Raw genomic sequence first — 18,290 nt, 5'->3', positions numbered from 1 at the left:
AAGCTCATATAAATCAGATGGCTATATTCGATCCGCAAATTGGCACAGGCGATGCTTGGGAGGTCCTTGTCGAAACCATTTTCGATAGCACTCACCCTGAGGATAAAAAATGGATCACCTTGATAAGGCTTCCCCCCCTGCCCCCGATTTTCTGGATCTGTCGACTGAACTTCAAAAAAAGCTTAAAGCGTTTATCCACAAGCGCGTACTGAACCCCGAAGATGCAGAGGATATTTTTCAGTTGACCTGCCTGGAGGCGTGGCGCAGCAAAGCACGCTTCAACGGCCAGGCAACGCTCAGCACATGGATGTGCGGCATTGCCCAGAACCTCATTCGCAATCATTTTCGTCGGTTGCACGCAAGGCCGGTGCATTGCGAGTTCGACGAGACGCAGTGCCATGAGCAGGACCACAGCCCCGACCTGTATGGTCAATTTGAGACTCACCGCAGGCTTGAGCTCACGCTGATTGCCTTCAACCGGCTGCCCATCGAAATGCGCGACACGTTGTATGCATCGGTGCAAAGCGGCAGCAGTTATCGCGACACCGCCAGCGCTCTGGAAATCCCTATAGGGACAGTTCGCTCACGCATCTCGCGAGCTCGCGAACAACTCAAGATGGCCACCCACTGCTAGTGCCCGCCACGGATGCTCAGAGGGGTCCATGATTGAGGGCACGCCCGGAGCAAGGCCAGGGAATGGCCCCCACTACCGACTCAGACTTTTTTCGTTCGCGGCAGCAAAATCGCCAGCACGCCGAACAACGGCAGGTAAGAGCACAGGGTGTACACATACTCGATGCCATGAATGTCCGCCAAATGCCCGAGCAAGGCCGCACCAATCCCGCCAAAACCGAACATCAGGCCGAAGAAGATACCGGCAATCATCCCCACATTGCCCGGCACCAGCTCCTGGGCATACACCACAATGGCCGAGAATGCCGACGCCAGGATAAAACCGATGATCACGCTGAGCACACTGGTCCAGAACAGGTCGGCATAGGGCAGCAGCAAGGTAAACGGCGCCACCCCGAGAATTGAAAACCAGATCACCGCCTTGCGGCCGATACGGTCACCGATGGGGCCGCCAAAGAACGTGCCCGCCGCAACTGCGCCCAGGAACAGGAACAGGTACAACTGCGAGGTGGACACGGACACGTCGAACTTTTCGATCAGAAAGAAGGTGTAGTAGCTGGTCAGACTCGCCATGTAGAAGTACTTGGAGAACACCAGCAAGCCGAGCACCGCCAGGGCACCGAGTACCCGCTGCTTCGACAACCCATGAGTCGCCTGCTGCCCGGCCTTGAGCTTGAACAGATTCAAATGGTTGCGGTACCAGCGACTGATGACATACAGCAGCCCAACGGCGAACAGGGCAAACAGGCCGAACCAGGCCACGTTACCCTGACCGAAGGGAATGATGATGGCCGCAGCCAACAACGGGCCAAAGGCCGAGCCGGCATTGCCACCTACCTGGAAGGTCGATTGCGCAAGCCCGTAGCGCCCGCCCGAAGCAAGCCTCGCTACACGGGAAGCTTCGGGGTGAAACGTAGAAGAGCCAATACCCACCAGGGCGGCGGCCAGCAAAATCAGCGGAAAACTGCCGACCTGAGACAACATCAAAATCCCGATCAGGGTGCAAACCATCCCGGCAGGCAACAAAAGCGGATTGGGATGACGGTCGGTGTAGTAACCCACCCACGGCTGCAATAGCGAAGCGGTCATCTGAAACGTCAGGGTTATCAGTCCGATCTGAGTAAAGGTCAGGTCATATTTGGCCTTGAGCATCGGATAGATCGACGGCAGTACGGCCTGGATCAGGTCATTGATCAGATGCGCCAGGGCCACGGCGCCGATAATGCGCATGACCAATGGGCTTGACTGAGGGGCTGGAGGGGACGCGATTGTAGTTGTTTGAGCGTTGCTAAGAGCCATTTGGGTTTCCGTACGACAGGTGAATGCGCGCTTGCAGATCCGTCAATGTGCCATTCTTTTACAAGATCTTTCCATGCAAACGCCGTAAAACCTTAAGCAATTGATAGAACGAAGATTTTTTTTAGATATTTGCTTGACACACCCCCCGTACGAGGGAATAATGCGCGCCATCGGCTACATAGCTCAGTTGGTTAGAGCATAGCATTCATAATGCTGGGGTCCGGGGTTCAAGTCCCTGTGTAGCCACCAAACGCTTGTTTACAGAAGTCTCCATGAGTCTGCAGACAGTACAAGAAGCCCGCCTAGTGCGGGCTTTCTTGTGTCTGGGGGTTTCTTATTGTCTCCTCCCAAATCTCCCCGTCGCATCCTGCGAGCCCTCGGCCAATAACCTGGCAACTGCGTCCAGAAATCGCCTCCCCCCCCTTACGTCATGACCGATCCGAATCAGTCTGCTTCACACCTGTTCGCAGCCCATGATCTGAAATGGACAGGTAGCCCCACTATTCCCTGACACTTTTAATATAATAAATATTTACTTTTTAAATCTGGGTTACCTAAAAAAAACAATGCTAGCCTGCGCGTTTTTGGAGAGCCGCTTATATGAAGGCACTTAAATACGTCACTTTTAAATACCCCTGCTCCGTTATTTTTATAATGTCTTTTTTCCTATTTGCTGCCCTGCAATACAGGCCCGCAGTGCTCAATTACACAACACGCTTCGTCGACTTCGCCCACTATATGTTCCAGGACGGATTGACGCTTTTTCCAATCTCTGATGACCTGCAGCCCTATCCCGACTACACAGTGACCCATACGCTCCTCGTTTATCTGATTTCACTGCCATTTGGCCAAGTATCCCTTCTCTCCCTGGCGACGCCCTTTTGTATTGCTGCCGCCTTGACACTGGTATTCATATACAAGCTGGGTGAACGGCAGGAAAAGAAATGGGGCGCATATGGTGTTGTGTTCGCGCTATTCACCTGGTCATTTCTGGACGGCGTAAACTCCTTATCAATGGATATATACCCTGCACTTTTTACCGTGATATGTTTTTATCTGGCCTGTGCAGGAGACGAGCATAAACAAACATCCCGATTGCTGCTTATACTCGCAGCCCTGGCGCTGGGCTTTGCATTCCGTGGTCCTGTTGGCCTGATCGTCCCAGCCAGTGTAGTCGCCTCTTATTACCTGCTGAGCCGGCAATGGCGCAGGCTCGTTGTGTTCTGCCTGCTCGCCGGCCTGGTCCTGGGCGCTGCCCTTTTGCTGCTGATAGCGGCTGCCTACGCACAAGGTGGACATGCTTTCTTGCAGGAGGTATTGGTCAAGCAAGGGCTGGGGCGATTTGACAGTAACCAGGCACCTCGTTATTACTTCTACTTCTCTGCCGGCTTGCTGACCTACGGTGTAACCGTTTTTATTGCCTTGAACGTCATCATCAGAAAGGGCAAAGATTTTTTTGCACCGTCGCCTCTACCGTCGACAAGCATGCTCTTGTATCTCTCGGCCTGGTTTCTTGTCGTGGTCGTACTGCTGACAATTCCAAGTGCCAAGAAAGCGCGTTACATACTTTCAATCACACCCGCGATTTCCTTGTTAGCGGCCTATATCTTTGTAGATCGAAGCCAACGATTCGCCAACACCAGAGACAAACTGCTGAAGTTCTGCTTGAGACTACCCGTTATTGGCCTCGGGATGCTTCTGTTTGCATTTATTTATAGTCACTTTGCGGCGTCCCCTGTTCAACCGAACTACCTTGGTGCAATGACGGGCTTGATTATTCTTGCCGCGGCTCGCCCTTGGATGGAGTCACGCCTTTATTCACATCCACATCGCGAGTTTTTGACATTCTCTTTTGGGGCGGCGACTTTTCTCGTACTGGACATGTTTTTCTTTAACGCCATTACCTACCATCTGGAATTGGCCAATGAACCGACCCCCAAGTTCTTGCCTTATTGGTTTTGGTGACGCGCGCGCTCACAACGTCACCCATTACGGATTCCGCTCGAGTGAGCGACTATCAAGCAGCCGCCTGATGCGGGCTTAGTCTTGCCTGACGATATCGACTGAAATCTCCACCGCCTCAATCACTCCCCTGTTCTCAAGCCAGTGCGTGGTGTGCCTGTCTTCAGGCCAGCCCACACCCGGGCCATACTCCGTGGCGATACCATTTCTATGGTCAGTGATAACCCCGTGAAGGATATAGACGGTGCCAGGCCTGTCTGTATGGTTGTGAACCGGCCCGAAAACGCCCCCCGGCTCAATCGTCACCTTACGCATGCGAAGCTGGCGCCCTGCCATTCCCTCGATCTCGGGGCCAAGGTCGATGGTGGCCAGCAACGTGACCGTAACGCCTTTAGTCTCGGGTACTGCCTGTTCATTGCTCATCGCACCCACCTCTTCAAAAGACAAAGCCTTATTGAAAGTAAACACCCTGAAAGGCGTAACGAGTGACGAGGCGACAAAGGGATAGGCAGAACAGATTTGCTCCACCCGAAAACAAAAAACCCCCGAAGCCATAAGGCATCAGGGGTTTTGCTGTTGTGGTGCCCAGAGACGGAATCGAACCGCCGACACGGGGATTTTCAATCCCCTGCTCTACCGACTGAGCTATCTGGGCAAGGCGGCAATTAAACGTGTTTTACCGTCGGGGCGTCAAGCACGAAATAAAAAAAAGACCAATGATTACCTGCGCTTACATCACCGCCCAGGCCTGATATCACCCCTGGGGCAGGATTTTCCCCGGGTTCATCAGCCCAAGAGGGTCGAGAGCCTGCTTGACCAGGTGCATGACACCCAGTGCGGCGCCATGCTCCAGGGGCATGAACTTTATCTTTCCCGAACCAATGCCATGCTCTCCGGTGCAAGTGCCCTCAAGGGCAATGGCGCGCTCGACAACCCGCTCATTGAGCGCTTCGGCTTCAACCAGTTCTGCGGCATTGCCCGGGTCGACCACCATCCCCAGGTGAAAGTTGCCATCCCCGACATGCCCGACCATGCCTACGAAAAATGAAACCCTGGCCACATCTTCAGCCGTTTCGGCAATGCACCGGGTCAGCGCCGAAATCGGTACGCAGACATCCGTACTCCAGATCCGACCATTCGGCCGCATGGACTGCATTGCATAGTGGACACTGTGCCGGGCACGCCACAGGGCATTGCGCGCATCAGCATCGCCAGCCGCCTGAAAACCCAATGCACCATTGCTTTCAACAATCTCCCGGGTCAGTTCCACCTGCTCCGCCACACTGGCCGGGGAACCGGCGAACTCGAAAAACAGCGTCGGCGTTTCAACCAGGCCCATGTGCGAGAAACGGTTGACCGCCTGCACCGTGCGCGCATCGAGCAATTCGACCCGTGACACTGGAATGCCATATTGAATGATCGACACCACCGAACTGACCGCCGCCGCTATCGTCGGGAAGGTACACACCGCCGCGCAGGTGGTTTCCGGAATACCGTAAAGGCGCAGGGTGACTTCGGTGATGATCCCCAGCGTGCCTTCCGAGCCGACAAACAAGCGCGTGAGGTCGTAGCCAGCGGATGATTTTCGCGCCCGCCCACCGGTCTTGATCACCTGGCCGTCAGCCAGCACCACGGTCAGGTTCAACACGTTTTCGCGCATGGTCCCGTAACGCACCGCATTGGTCCCTGAAGCGCGGGTCGCTGCCATGCCCCCCAGGGTACTTTCACCGCCCGGGTCGACCGGAAAGAACAGCCCGGTGGTACGCAGTTCGGCATTCAGCTGCATGCGGGTTACCCCGGCCTCCACAGTGACATCCAGATCATCCGGGCGCACGGCGATGATTCGCTGCATGCGGCTCAGGTCGATACAGACCCCGCCCCGGGTAGCGCCTACATGGCCTTCCAGTGAAGTGCCACCACCAAAGGCAATGATGGGCACTCGCTGCGCTGCGCAGAGTTTGACGATGGCCGCCACCTCGGCCGTGGACTCGGCGTAACACACCGCGTCCGGCGGCAAGGTCGGGTGGTATGACTCACCTCGGCCGTGTTGCTCGCACTCGGCTCGGCCAGTGCTCAGGCGCTCACCGAGCAGCTCGCGCAGGGCATCGAGCAGGGTGGGCATGGGAGAAGCGTGAAATGCAGGGTTAGAGGCCATGGAAACGTCCATATTATTGTTGGGAGGGACGATTCCAAGGTACAACAAACGGCCACTGTGATCACCGGCAGATCCGCAAGCCCGCTGAACGTGGCCGTAACGTTACTGGCTGCCGGGATATAACGCCCCGTCAACCAGCCTTGCGACCACCCTGCGCAAACGTTCGAGCAACACCTCATTGGCCGCGACGGAGGCCGGGTTCAAGGGCTCACGCAACAAGGCAATTTCGCACTGATTGCAGGCCTCAGCCAAATTGACAGCGCCCACCGTGGCAAAAGAACCGTGCATCCGGTGCACATAACTGATTAGTTTCGAGGTATTGCCCTGCTGCAACGCCAGCTGAGCCTGCGCCAGATCCTCCTGCATGGTGGCGATAAACAGCCGATGCATGGCTGGCGAAAGGCTGATCCAGTCTTGCAGATTATCCGTCTGCAGGGGTGCATCGGGGGCATCATGGACGCCAACAGGCAGCTCGGCAGGCGCTGCGCACAAGGCGGACAAGGTCTGGCGCAATGTGGTCAGGCTCAGGGGCTTGACCAGCCATACATTCATTCCCGCTTCCAGGCAGCGCTCCCCTTCTTCACGCAGGGCATTGGCGGTCACACCAATAATCGGCACCCGCGGGTCAAGCTCACGCAAGCGGCGCGTCAGCTGATAGCCATCGAGTCTGGGCATATTGACGTCGGTGATCACCAGATCAAACGACGCTTCCTTCCAGCGCGACAGGGCTTGTTCACCATCGTCTGCCAGCGTGACCCGAACCCCCAGGGCTTCCAACTGCTCCCTGAGGATCTCCTGATTGACGGGGTTATCCTCGGCGACCAGAACGTTCAATTCCAGGTTTGCGGCATAGGGCACCACACTGGCGGACGCCTGGGGGACAGCCCCATGGGCGATCTGCATCAGCGTTCTGCCAATGGCGCGAATATCATAGGCATTGACCTCCCAGCCACGGGCAGTTCTTTGCGGCTGGCTGCCCCCCGACTCGGTCGCCAGCAGCCGCTCACCTTGCCAGGGCACTGTCAGCGGTTGGTCAGGGTCCAGATCCAGCAGGATTGCAGGGTAGTCGGGAGGAAGCGCTGCCGGCATAACCTGGGCGCGAGCGCCCCAATGGTTTAACCAGTCTGCCAGGATCTGCCCTATATCATTGCGCGCAGCGCGCACGTAAACACGGACCCCCTCAAGGTCGATATCGGCACAACTACCCAGTGAGCCGGCGATAACCGGTAAGCTCATATGCAACGAAAAGCTGCTGCCAAGCCCCGGTTCACTGACCACCCGCAAATTCGCGCCCATCATCTCGCTCAAGCTCGCACAAATGGACAGGCCCAGCCCCGCACCGCCTGCACGTTCGCTGCCACCCACCTGGGAAAAGGGCTTGAACAGGCGCGTCAGTTGCCCTTCGCTGATCCCCACGCCGGTATCGGAAACCTGCCACTGCAACGCGGCCTGCCCTTGTTCGATGCCTATCACCTTGAGCCTGAAGACAACCCAGCCGGTGTCGGTGAACTTGATTGCGTTACTCAGCAAATTATTGATGATTTGCCGAATACGTACCGCATCGCCACTCAACAATGGCGGCAACTGCGCGTCGGCACAGGCAAAAATCTTCAAGCCCTTATTGCTCGCCGCGGCTGAATAACTGCGCACACAGTCTTCAAACAAGTCCAGCGGACAGAAGGACTTGGCCTCGACAGCCATTTGCCCGGACTCGATCTTGGAGACGTCCAGCACATCACTGATCAACTGAAACAACACCGTAGACGACCGCTGAATGGTCTGCAGGTATTCACGCTGGCGCTCATTCAGAGACGTAAGGCCCAGCAGTTCAAGATTGCCCAGTACCCCGTATAGAGGCGTACGAATTTCATGGCTCATGGTTGCCAGAAACAGAGTTTTGGCTTTGCTCGCTTCGTCAGCCGAACGCCGCTCCTGCTCCATCAGGTTGGCGTCATCCACATGCCGGGTGACGTCGTTGAAACCACAGAGCACCACGTTCTTGCCCTTGTAACGGGTAAAGACAAAACAGGCCTGCAGATAGCGCCCCGCGACTTCCAACTGGACCTCTCCCAGTTCGTGCTCACCATAATCGCGCTTCAGCAGGGCAATCAGTTCAGGGGTACCCTGCCACTCATGCGCCCTCTGGTTTTCCAGCAGGATCTCTCCCGTGCTGCGCTCGACCACGCACAATCCCACGGGTGCGCTGTCGAGCATGGCCCGATTGAATTCTTCGCTCTCGGCCAGGGACTGGCTGGCACGCTGGGCAGGTTCGATGATTTGCTTGCGGTACCAGCGGTTGAAGCGCCAGCCGATCAGCCCAAACAACACCAGCAGGCCCGCCGCGCCGGCCAAAGGCCATTTGGCATAGCCAAAGAAGTTCTGATAACTGATCGCGTACAACCCGACCCAGGGCGTGGCCCCGCCCGAACTCAGCTTGAAGCGCAGACCATCGCGGGTAATGCTCAAGCCCAGGGGCAGATCCTCGACATCCCCGGCGTCCCCCAGCAATACATCGCCGGCAGGCGAGATCAAGGTCAAACGGCTGTTGGTGGGGTGCATCAGCAAGCGCTCCAGATCACCGATATCGCTGACGTCCAGTAACGCGTTCAGGATCACCAGGTCATTGGCTTCAGCCCCAGGTGGCATGAAGTTGCGCGACAGATTCAGCCCGACGGCGCCGACAATGTACTTGCGCTTTTGAATCAGGTCCTGCGGAGCTTTTATCCAGATCAGCTCATCACTGCCAAGGGCATGGCGATGCACCATAAGTTCATCGTACAAACGTTTGGTCACATCGAAAAAGTTGCTTTTGAGCAACAGGGGGGACTGCCGCGTGCCCTCAATACCGGGCACCGCAATAGTGAATTGATCGCTGGGGGAAAAAACAAATACCTGCGGCGCCACATAGTGGGAATCGGACCAGTAAGCCGTGAAAAGGTCGGTCAACTGCACACCGAGCGAGTAGACGCCCTGCATTTCGGCATGGGTGAACTTGTCTCGCTGGCTCACCGTAAAGGGCAATGACTTGGCCGTGTCACGGTTCTGGAACAAGCGCTCATCGCCCTGACGGATCAGTACCTCGTGCGAGTGCGGTTGGCTATCTATCAGCAGGTTTTCATTGGCCTGACTGTAGCTTTGAACGGCAATACGCAAAAAGGTCTCATGCTCATGAATGCTTTCCATCAGCCGCGCGAAATGAAAATCCGTCTTCTCGCCCTCCTCCTTCAGCACTCGATTAACCGCCCAATAGCTCATGCTCACCAGCAGCAGGGCAAACCCGGTGAGCAGGAGCAATAGTTTGTTAAGTCTGAGTGAGCTCAGTGCCAGCGCACCGAGACGTACCTTAGCTTGCTTCATGATTTAGCGCCGTCGATGACCTGGGAGGAAATAGGCAAGCCTGTTGCTAGCCAAAGGGTTACACATTGCACTATCCGCCAGCCCCCACTGCGCTCGCCACGAGCCTTGAGCCGCCACTTCTGCGCCCTCGAAATGGCCTGAGCAAGCCGAACAGGAATTGTCTGATGGGGATTCTCCTCTGGCAATTGCATCCTTTGCATCACCTGCCGCGGCGAGCCGTTGGCAGGGGGGGCATTAAATAATGGAAATCACACATCATTGGTTTGTAGAGGGCTTCTCTCATGTTTCATAAATTTGGCAAATACACCGCGCTTTGTGGCTCTTCGCTGCTGATCGTAATGGCTGCTGCTACCGCTCAAGCGGCTGATGGTCAGGTTGAATTCACCGGCACTATCAACGACAACGCATGCACCATCAACAGCGAAAGCGTTAAAAAAGCGGTTGATATGGGCCAGGTCCGTATTGCCGACTTCCCTAACACTGTAGGGGCTGTCGCCACTGCTGGCGCCACACCATTTTCGATCTCGCTGGAAAACTGCAGCGGCTCGACCCTGAAAAACGCCTCCATCAAATTCAGCGGCCAACAAGCTGGCACTGATGCAACCGTGCTGGGCATGACCGGTGACAACCAGGTACCCGGCGTTGGTATCCAGATCAACGACGCGCGCACCGGTAACAAGTTGCCACTTAACACGGCCAGCAACGATTACGTTCTGCGTCCGCAGTCCAACACCTTCGACTTCACCGCATCCTATGTTCGCCTGGTTGCCGACACCGCAGCTTCGGGTGAGACCCCGGGTGTGCGTGGCATCGGCACCGGTAAAGTCAATGCATTGGCCAGTTTCGACGTTACCTACAAGTAATTTATGCATTTAACGAAGAGCTCGCGGTTGATAGCGATTGATCGCGAGCTCTGGCGTTAACCAGAGGACATCTTAATGCGTTTAAAAGTTGCAGCCTTTTTGGCACTGGCAGCAAGCTTCTGGCTGCCCCAGGTTCATGCAGGCGTCAACGTGGGTTCTACGCGCGTTGTGTATCAAAGCAAGGAGAAAGAAGCCAACCTTGCACTCTCAAACTCGGGTGATGACGGTGTGCCGTATCTCGTGCAGTCGTGGGTCAGCCCGTTCGATGACCGCGACGCCAGCGCCGATGAGTTTATTGTCACACCGCCGTTGTTTCGCCTGGATGCCAAGGGCCAGAACCTTCTGCGCATCATTGCCACCAACGCTCAGAACCTGCCCGATGACAAAGAAAGTCTGTTTTTGCTCAATGTCAAAGCCATCCCGGCCAAGAGCGAGGAACAGCGTAACCAGAACGTGCTGCAAATAGCACTCAAGACCACGATCAAACTGTTTTATCGCCCTGCCAACCTCAAGGGCACATTGCCCGAAGCTGTTGAAAAACTTCAGTGGCGGACCGAAGGCGGGAAATTGGCGGTGCATAACCCGTCAGGCTACAACGTAGTGGTCAGTGAGTTGCTGGTCAACAACAGCGCCAGCAAAGGCATGCCCGAGGTTATCAAGCCCGGCAGCACCGTCACCACTCCGATAGCGCTGAAAAACAGCGACAGCCTAGAACTTAGCTACATCAACGAGTACGGCAGCACAGTCAAGGCCGCACCCGTTACCCCACATTGATCACTGAATAATCCGCTGAATGGAAGGCCCCCCTCATGCTGCGATTGCGCATGTGCGCCTTCGCGCGCCGAGTAAAGTGCTGGAGCACGATGACCGTTGCGGCTACAGGTCTTGCAACAACCGCAGTGCATGCAGACTACAGTTTTGACTCTTCTTTTCTGGAAATTGGCGGCGGCAACGCTTCGAGCGAAGTGGCCGAGCAAGTAAAAGCCATGAGCCAGGGTCAACTTCCGGGGATCTACCGGGTTGACCTGTCAGTGGATGACCGGCTTGTGGAGCAGCGCGACCTGCACTTTGTGCGAGAAACCGCGAGCCAGATATCGACTCCCAACGGCCTGTTCCCCTGCTTCAGCCTTCAGGCCCTGATGGATTTGGGAATTGACCCCACACGCCTGAAAAATGCGGACATCAGCGCCGACAATTGCGTGTACTTCAACCGTGACCTTACCGGCGTCACCTACGATTACGACTTCAACAAGCAGCATTTGAGCCTGCAGGTTCCCCAGGCGTATATCGGCAGCGTGCCGTTTGAAACCCGGCGCAAGACCTGGAGCGATGGCGAGCAGGTGGCCTTCGCCAACTACAGTTTTTCCGGGAGCGACTACGAGAACCAGTTCGGCAGCCGCCAATCCCAGTTCGGCAGTGTTCATAGCGGGTTCAACAGCGGCGCCTGGCGCTTTCGCAATTTCTCGACCTGGCAAAAAGGCACTAACGTCGACGGCAGCTGGAAATCGGTGGACACCTATGTCCAGCGCGACCTGGGCAACCTTATGGCCATTGCCACGGTGGGTGAAAGCGCCACCGACAGCGATCTGTTCGACACCATCTCTTACCGCGGCGTGGGGATCGCTTCTGATCTGGACATGCTGCCCGATGATGCGCGTAATTTTGCCCCCGTAGTGCGTGGGGTTGCCAACGGCCGCTCGCTGGTGACATTGCGCCAGCGCGGTTATGTCATCAGTGAACAGTGGGTGCCGTCAGGTCCGTTCGCCCTCAAGAACCTGTACTCGACCGCGGGCAACGGCGATATCGAAGTCACCATCGAAGGCCCCAATGGCGAGCGCCAGGTCTACATCCAGTCATTTGCCTCTGTGCCTTACATGTTGCGTGAAGGCCAGCAAAGCTACGCTGTGACCGCAGGCCAGTATCGCCCGGCAGAAGGCGCGCAGAATTCGCCCAAGCCCAGTTTTGTACAAGGCACCTATCGCCGCGGCCTGACCGAGGGCACCACGCTGTTCGGTGGCAGCATCGTCAGCGAACAATACAAATCGGCGCTGCTTGGCTTTGCCCACGACTTTGCCGGCTTTGGTGCGATTTCCCTGGACGTGACCCATGCCATCAGCGAAGACATGGGCGCAGACGCCAAAACGCTGTCGGGCCAGTCATATCGCTTCCGGTACTCCAAATCCATCGATCTGACCGATACCAGCTTCAGCCTGATTGGCTATCGCTACTCCACCAGCGGCTATTACAGCTTCAACGAGGCAATCAACGCACGCTCCAACAACTCGCTAGAGCCCTATGTCGATGAAACCCTGAATAACAGTGCGGCGTTTTCCCCCTATTTGACCGGCCATATGAAAAGCAGCTTTACCGCCAACGTATCGCAACAATTCGGTACCTGGGGCGGCATGTACGCCAACCTGACCAAAACCGATTACTGGAACCGGGCCAAGAGCAATACCTCCATTCAGTTGGGCTACAGCTTCAGTGTTGCCAGCGCCTCCTACAACCTGGGGCTGTCACAGAACAGCGGCATGGGCGACGACATCCGTAGCGTGTCGCTGAGCGTCAGCCTGCCGCTGGGCAGCCCGGGCAGCAGCAGCCGCATCGGCCTGAGCACCAACCAGGACTCCGCCGGCAATGCCAGCCGCAATGCCACCTTCAGCGGCTCGCAACTGCAGGACGATGCCCTGTCGTACAACCTGGGCATCAATCAGCAGATCAGTGACGATGACCGCGTGCTCGGCGGCTCGGTGGCGGCCCGCTACAACGCGGCCAATGCCATTTGGCACGGCTCCTATAACAAGGATCAGAACACCCGTCAGATGGACTATGGCGTGGAAGGCGGCGTGGTTGCCATCCGCAATACCGTGATGTTCACCCAGCCATTGGGCGAGACCAACATCATTGTCGCCACCCCCGGCGCCGCCGATGTGGGCGTGCTGACCAAGAGCGGGATCAAGACCAACGGCAGTGGCTACACGATTATTCCCTCGGCGCAGCCGTACCGCAAAAACAAGGTATCGCTCAACACTGACTCACTGTCGGACAACACCGACATTGCCAACCTGGTACAGGAAGTCACCCCCAATCGTGGTGCCTTTGTCCTGGCCAACTTCGAAACCCATAACGGCCGCCGCCTGCTGGTCAGCGTCAGCTCAAGCACTGGCAAGCCCGCCCCTTTCGCCGCCGAAGCGCAGCTGTATGACCCCAAGGGCACTCTGCTGAGCAGCGCGATGGTAGCCGACAAGGGCCGGGTATTTATGACTGGCGTGCCGGACAAGGCGCGGCTGCTGATCAACGTCAACGGCCAGCCTTGGTGCGCCAAGGACCTGGACCTGAACACCTACAACCTGTCAGAGACTGGCATCGGGCAACTGACCATCCGTTGCGATGCCAAATCGCCAGACACTCAAGGTACTCCCGATGCATGAATCAAACGTCAAATCATCTCGTCCGGGGCTGGTCAAAGTCTGCTTGTTGCTGCTCTGCCTGTTGCTGGGACTTGTCAGTCAGCAAGCGTTTGCACTGATTGAAAACAACCTCGCATGCACCCCTACGGGCACCACCGGCATCATTCAGCTGGGCGACCTTGCGCCATCCACCAGCTATACCGCCAACATGACAGCCAACTGCCGGGTTACCCGTTGGTTTCCCTTTGGCGCGTCATTGCAGCACAGCCAGTTCTACAACCAGGGCAGAGGCAGCAAGGTCCAGGTGTTTCATACCAACTCTGGACTGATGGTTCCCGAGCTGCCCATCGGGACTGCGACCACTACATGCATGCCGTGGAGCTGTGTGCAGCTGTACGTGGGCAACACCTTTTCCTACAACGTTCTGCTTTATGGAACGGCGCCCGTCACGCCTGGCAACTACATGGTCAGTGTCACGCTCACAGACACCTCTATCCAAGGTTATGAGGCTTACGGCGACTACTTGCAGACCGTCATTCTCAGCTTCCGGGTCATCCAGCCCGCCTGTTCGATGGGCTCGGCAAAAACCCTCAACCTGCCCTTTGGCACACTCAGCAGCAATGACTTCGCCAGTTCGCAGCAAATTGCCAATATCACCATGAATTGCACTCGCGGTACGCAAGCGACCGCCACGCTGGTACCCACCCAGGCGGCCATCAGCGGCAGCCCGGGCGTTTCAGCCACAACTCTGGCCGGTCTGTCGATGGCTGCCACCTGGGCTGACACCAACACGGCAGTGAGCTTCAACAGCCCACGCACGCTGGCGCTGACCAATGGCAGCAACAACATCAGCCTTGGTTTTCGCCCGCGCCTGAATACCAGTGTTTCGCCTACCGGAAATTTTTACAGTCAGTACACCCTCAACATCACCTATCTCTGATCAAGTAAGGAGCTCAACCATGAAATTATCCCTGACATTGGCTGCGACACTGTTCGCAGGCCTGCTCAGCTCGACCGCCAACGCCGTAACAGACACTGTGACCATCAACCTGAGCGGCACCCTGACGCGTCCGCCCTGCAACCTGACCAGCAGCAAGACGCTGACCGCCAACTTCGGCAGCCTGCGTTATGACCAGGTGGCCGATGCCGCGCTGATCGACATCCCCCTCACCATGACCTGCCCGGCCAACTCGGTACTGGCGGTGAGCATTCTGGCAGCCCGCACGATTCAAGGCTCAACCACACAGGCCTCAACGGGCAAAACCAATCTGGCTTATTCATTGCTCTGGAACAGCGACAGCACGGCGGCCAACATTACCGGGACCAAACGCAACCTGACCAACCAGAGCGGCACGGTCGACCTGAGTATGAAAGCAAAGTTGATTGCCCTTGGTGCGTTGACCGAGGGTGCATTCAGCACTTCGGCTGTTATCAGTATCGAGTACCTGTGAGATGTCCATGCTCGCCAGAGTGAGCCTGTGGGTGGCGATGCTGTCCACCGCAGCGCTGTTGCTCAGCCCGGCCATCTGTGCAGAGGATGCCGCCCTGATAGAGGTGGGCGGCACTCTGATAAAACCACCCTGCACAGCCAACTTCCCGGCCTCGCAAAGCGTGGATATCCCCAAGACAAACCTCAACTCGCTGAACTCGGACATCACCGGCTGGACCGATGTCAGCCTGGACTTTCAATGCATCAAAGGCAGCCAGGTACACCTGCGTTTCAGCGCCGGCAATGGTGCTTTTGACAGCAGCACACTGCGCACCACGCTCGACAGACTGGGGCTGAAAACCCGCCTGAGCGACATGACCAGTACGTTGAAAGTGATTGACCTGAAGCTGGGCGAGCAATTGATCTTCCCGGTTGAAGAAACGCGGCTCAAGCTCCAGCTCTCAGTGCGGCCGGTCAAGACCGGGGAGGAACTGCCCGCAATCGGCAGTTACAGCTCAACGCTATTGATGGAAATGATCTATCTGTAAACCGCTGCGTCAGGCAAACAGATTGGCCTTGACGCACAAGATCAGCAGCGCTTGATCATTGTCGACATTGAGTTTGCGCATCGCCGAAATCTTCAGGGTACTGATGGTTTTAATGCTGCGGTTCAGGCTATGCGCGACATCGCTCACACTCACCCCCGTAGAGAACAGACGCAGGACCTCGAACTCCTTGACCGTCAGTTGGCTGAGCCTTTGTGAAAGGTCATCGGCGTCCTCACTCAAGGCCCCTTGCGGCTGGTCCTGCTGGTAGTGCCCTTGGCGATAGAACGCGTCCAGCGCCACCAGGATCTGCTCAAGCCCAGCGCTCTTTGAAATGACACCGCTGATACCCAGCTCATACAGCCAGGTCAGTACTTGTGCATTGGTTATAACGGTCAGGATCAATACCTTGGGTTCGGGAAAATGCCGGCGCAGGTACTCCACCAGGCGAGTGCCGTCACCATATTGATCGTCACCCGGCATGTTGTAGTCGGTAATAATCACATCAGGCTTGAGTAACGAAATTTTGTCGATCAACTCCGAGGAACTCATTGCTTCGCCCACAACCTTGAAACGCGGGTCACGCTCAATGATTTCACGCACGCCCATCAACACAATCGGATGGTCGTCGGCCAATAAGACTTTCATTTGCGGCATGGCAAACATGACTCCTGCACTGGAAGAGCACTACAGCTATTCGAAGGGGTCCGCTTTGATGCAATAGGTCAGCAAGGCATGATCGTTAAGCACTTCCAGCTTCTGCATCGCAGCCACCTTTTGGGTGCTCACGGTTTTAACGCTGCGGTTCAATTGGCGGGCGATATCACCCACGCTATTGCCCGCAACAAACAGCCTCAGCACCTCAACTTCACGGGGTGAAAGTGTGGAGAAACGTTCATCAATGACTTTGGGGTTAGTCACCACAGAGATGGCTGGAGCAGCCGGGGCCGTATAGTCCCGATCGTTGGCCAACGCACTTAGGGCCTTGCCTATTTCTTCGCGGATATGGCTTTTAGCAATCACGCCTGCCACACCCAGCTCCAGCAAGCGCGAGATAATCAGATGATTGCTCATGACTGTCAGCACCAGGATCTTGACCCCGGGAAAATGCTCAATGATGTACTCGATCAGTTGCAGACCGTCGCCATAGGTTTCATCCCCTGGCATGTTGAAATCAGTAATCAGCAGTTCGGGTTGATGCAACTGCAACTGCTCGACCAACTGCGACGAGCTCAGCGCCTCGCCTACCAGGGAGAAATACTCATCACGTTGAATCATTTCCCGAAGCCCCAGTACCACCACTGGATGATCGTCGGCAATCACTACCTTTAATTCGCGCATTGCCTGGCTCCACATTGATGACATGGCAAGTCCGGCGCCCCCGGTTTCTACAGATCGAGCGCAGAACAAGACCCGTGGCGCCGCACTCAGCTACCCCGGTGATGGCTTAGAGCTATCGTCCAGTAAAAGAGTTTCAAAGTCGGCGCACGATATAGCGCCGCAAATAAGGAAACCTTGCACTTGATCACACTGGATGCTGCGCAGAAACTCGAGTTCGGCCTGTGTCTCGACGCCCTCGGCGACAACTGTCAGGCCCAGCTTGCGGCTCAGTTCAACAAGGCTGCGCAGTGCTGACGCCAGATTCTCGTTTTCGACACAGCCATGTACCAGCGACCGGTCAATCTTGAGCTCACTGAATGGAGTGGAAACCAGATTGAAGTAAGAGCTGAATCCCTTGCCAAAATCATCCTGGGCCAAGCCAAAGCCCATCATGCGCAAACGACAAGCTCCCGCATAGTAATTACTGAGCTCTTCTGTGGTTGAACTCTCCATCAGTTCAAAAACGATACTGCGTGGCTCGCCACCATCAGCAATCACAGCGTCGCGCAGACGGTCGGCGAGCGCATGGTTATCCAGCAAATGCGTGGGCAAGTTGATTGAAACCGGAATATCCCAGCCCTGCTCTCGCCATTGTCTTTGGGCTTGAAGTGTTTGCTCCAGCATCAGCCACAACAGCCGCTCTTCAAGACCGTGGCTGATCAACAAGGTCAGAAAGTCCTTGGGCAATAACAAGCCGGCCTCGGGATGCACCCAACGCACCAGGGCTTCTGCACTGAGAATATTGCCGTTGCGCAGGGATTTCTTGGGCTGGAACCATGCTTGAATCTGCCCGTTGGCCATGGCCAATTCGATACTCTGCGGGTCGACTTCAATGGCCAGTGAGGGGTCCGTATCACCGTTAAGGCGGAAAAGCTCCATTCGCTCTTTCAAGCGCTGTACCGCATTGAACTCGACCGGTTTGGAGATCAGGCCAATCACTGAAATACCCAGGTTTTTTGCTGCCAGCCCCGCACTAATCAGCATGCGCCGGGACGAGGCGCTCATCAGTGCCAACGCCGGTTTATTTTTCAGGGCGGCAACTCTCTGGATCAGTTGCACACCATCCATCACAGGCATCAGCAAGTCACTGAGCAGCAAGTCATAGTCATGACGCGCCAGACACTCCAGCGCGCCATCGCCATCCCAAACGGTGTCAACTGTAAAGCCACCCACCTCATTGAAAACGTTCAGCAAATACTCATGCTGAAAAGGGTGATCCTCAACGACCAGTACACGATAGGGCTTCACTGGATCCTC

Annotated in this window: 15 protein-coding genes and 2 tRNA genes; 9 read left to right on the top strand and 8 right to left on the bottom strand. The window is 56.2% G+C overall.

The window, feature by feature from the left end; genetic code table 11:
* Positions 1 to 109 precede the first annotated feature (109 nt).
* Entirely contained in the window at positions 110 to 634 is a 525-nt protein-coding gene (locus PPTH39_RS11040; protein ID WP_095019668.1) for an RNA polymerase sigma factor, read from the top strand.
* 80 nt (positions 635 to 714) lie between these two features.
* On the opposite strand, the gene PPTH39_RS11035 is transcribed toward PPTH39_RS11040, so the two are convergent.
* Positions 715 to 1,932 carry an MFS transporter gene (locus tag PPTH39_RS11035; RefSeq protein ID WP_095003198.1) on the bottom strand — a complete coding sequence of 406 codons (1,218 nt, stop codon included), beginning with the start codon at positions 1,930 to 1,932 and terminating at the stop codon, positions 715 to 717.
* Positions 1,933 to 2,104: 172 nt separating this feature from the next.
* Here PPTH39_RS11035 and PPTH39_RS11030 point away from each other — a divergent pair.
* Positions 2,105 to 2,181: transfer RNA gene (locus tag PPTH39_RS11030), tRNA-Met, on the top strand.
* Positions 2,182 to 2,532: 351 nt separating this feature from the next.
* Positions 2,533 to 3,897, top strand: a complete 1,365-nt coding sequence (locus tag PPTH39_RS11025; protein ID WP_130871972.1) for a glycosyltransferase family 39 protein — start codon at positions 2,533 to 2,535, stop codon at positions 3,895 to 3,897.
* 75 nt (positions 3,898 to 3,972) lie between these two features.
* Here the strand turns inward: PPTH39_RS11025 and PPTH39_RS11020 are convergent, their stop codons facing one another.
* From PPTH39_RS11020 to PPTH39_RS11005, 4 genes are all read right to left on the bottom strand, one after another.
* The gene (locus tag PPTH39_RS11020; RefSeq protein WP_095019690.1) at positions 3,973 to 4,317 is read right to left on the bottom strand and encodes a cupin; all 345 of its coding nucleotides are present in this window, start codon (positions 4,315 to 4,317) and stop codon (positions 3,973 to 3,975) included.
* A 156-nt stretch (positions 4,318 to 4,473) separates the two neighbouring features.
* Positions 4,474 to 4,549, bottom strand: a tRNA-Phe gene (locus PPTH39_RS11015).
* A 99-nt stretch (positions 4,550 to 4,648) separates the two neighbouring features.
* Entirely contained in the window at positions 4,649 to 6,049 is a 1,401-nt protein-coding gene (locus PPTH39_RS11010; protein WP_095019670.1) for an FAD-binding oxidoreductase, read from the bottom strand.
* Between the two features lie 102 nt (positions 6,050 to 6,151).
* On the bottom strand, positions 6,152 to 9,406 hold the full coding sequence (locus PPTH39_RS11005; protein WP_130871971.1) for a hybrid sensor histidine kinase/response regulator: 3,255 nt from the start codon (positions 9,404 to 9,406) through the stop codon (positions 6,152 to 6,154).
* A 281-nt stretch (positions 9,407 to 9,687) separates the two neighbouring features.
* On the opposite strand from PPTH39_RS11005, the gene PPTH39_RS11000 reads away from it, so the two are divergent.
* The 6 genes from PPTH39_RS11000 (at position 9,688) to PPTH39_RS10975 (ending at position 15,656) form a co-directional block, all read left to right on the top strand.
* Positions 9,688 to 10,269, top strand: a complete 582-nt coding sequence (locus tag PPTH39_RS11000; RefSeq protein WP_095019672.1) for a fimbrial protein — start codon at positions 9,688 to 9,690, stop codon at positions 10,267 to 10,269.
* Between the two features lie 75 nt (positions 10,270 to 10,344).
* Entirely contained in the window at positions 10,345 to 11,043 is a 699-nt protein-coding gene (locus tag PPTH39_RS10995) for a fimbrial biogenesis chaperone (protein ID WP_095019673.1), read from the top strand.
* 35 nt (positions 11,044 to 11,078) lie between these two features.
* The gene (locus PPTH39_RS10990) at positions 11,079 to 13,700 is read left to right on the top strand and encodes a fimbria/pilus outer membrane usher protein (protein ID WP_095031443.1); all 2,622 of its coding nucleotides are present in this window, start codon (positions 11,079 to 11,081) and stop codon (positions 13,698 to 13,700) included.
* Positions 13,693 to 14,619 carry a fimbrial protein gene (locus tag PPTH39_RS10985; protein ID WP_095021237.1) on the top strand — a complete coding sequence of 309 codons (927 nt, stop codon included), beginning with the start codon at positions 13,693 to 13,695 and terminating at the stop codon, positions 14,617 to 14,619. The genes PPTH39_RS10990 and PPTH39_RS10985 overlap by 8 nt, the downstream gene beginning before the upstream one ends.
* Before the next feature lie 19 nt (positions 14,620 to 14,638).
* Positions 14,639 to 15,130, top strand: a complete 492-nt coding sequence (locus PPTH39_RS10980) for a fimbrial protein (protein ID WP_095019676.1) — start codon at positions 14,639 to 14,641, stop codon at positions 15,128 to 15,130.
* Positions 15,131 to 15,137: 7 nt separating this feature from the next.
* Complete coding sequence (locus PPTH39_RS10975; RefSeq protein ID WP_232527630.1) at positions 15,138 to 15,656, top strand: fimbrial protein; 519 nt, start codon at positions 15,138 to 15,140, stop codon at positions 15,654 to 15,656.
* A 9-nt stretch (positions 15,657 to 15,665) separates the two neighbouring features.
* Here the strand turns inward: PPTH39_RS10975 and PPTH39_RS10970 are convergent, their stop codons facing one another.
* The 3 genes from PPTH39_RS10970 to pvrR form a co-directional block, all read right to left on the bottom strand.
* Positions 15,666 to 16,310, bottom strand: a complete 645-nt coding sequence (locus PPTH39_RS10970) for a response regulator (protein ID WP_095023120.1) — start codon at positions 16,308 to 16,310, stop codon at positions 15,666 to 15,668.
* Positions 16,311 to 16,346: 36 nt separating this feature from the next.
* Positions 16,347 to 16,994: a response regulator gene (locus tag PPTH39_RS10965; RefSeq protein WP_095003207.1), complete on the bottom strand. Its 648-nt coding sequence runs from the start codon at positions 16,992 to 16,994 to the stop codon at positions 16,347 to 16,349.
* A gap of 90 nt (positions 16,995 to 17,084) precedes the next feature.
* A complete protein-coding gene (pvrR, locus tag PPTH39_RS10960) occupies positions 17,085 to 18,281 on the bottom strand; it encodes a response regulator cyclic di-GMP phosphodiesterase PvrR (protein ID WP_095021239.1) in 1,197 nt (398 codons plus the stop codon).
* Positions 18,282 to 18,290: the final 9 nt, after the last annotated feature.

Source organism: Pseudomonas bubulae (assembly GCF_900618535.1).
Lineage (GTDB): Bacteria > Pseudomonadota > Gammaproteobacteria > Pseudomonadales > Pseudomonadaceae > Aquipseudomonas > Aquipseudomonas bubulae.
Note: the sequence above shows the minus strand (reverse complement) of the source record. Positions and strands in the feature narration are given on the sequence as shown.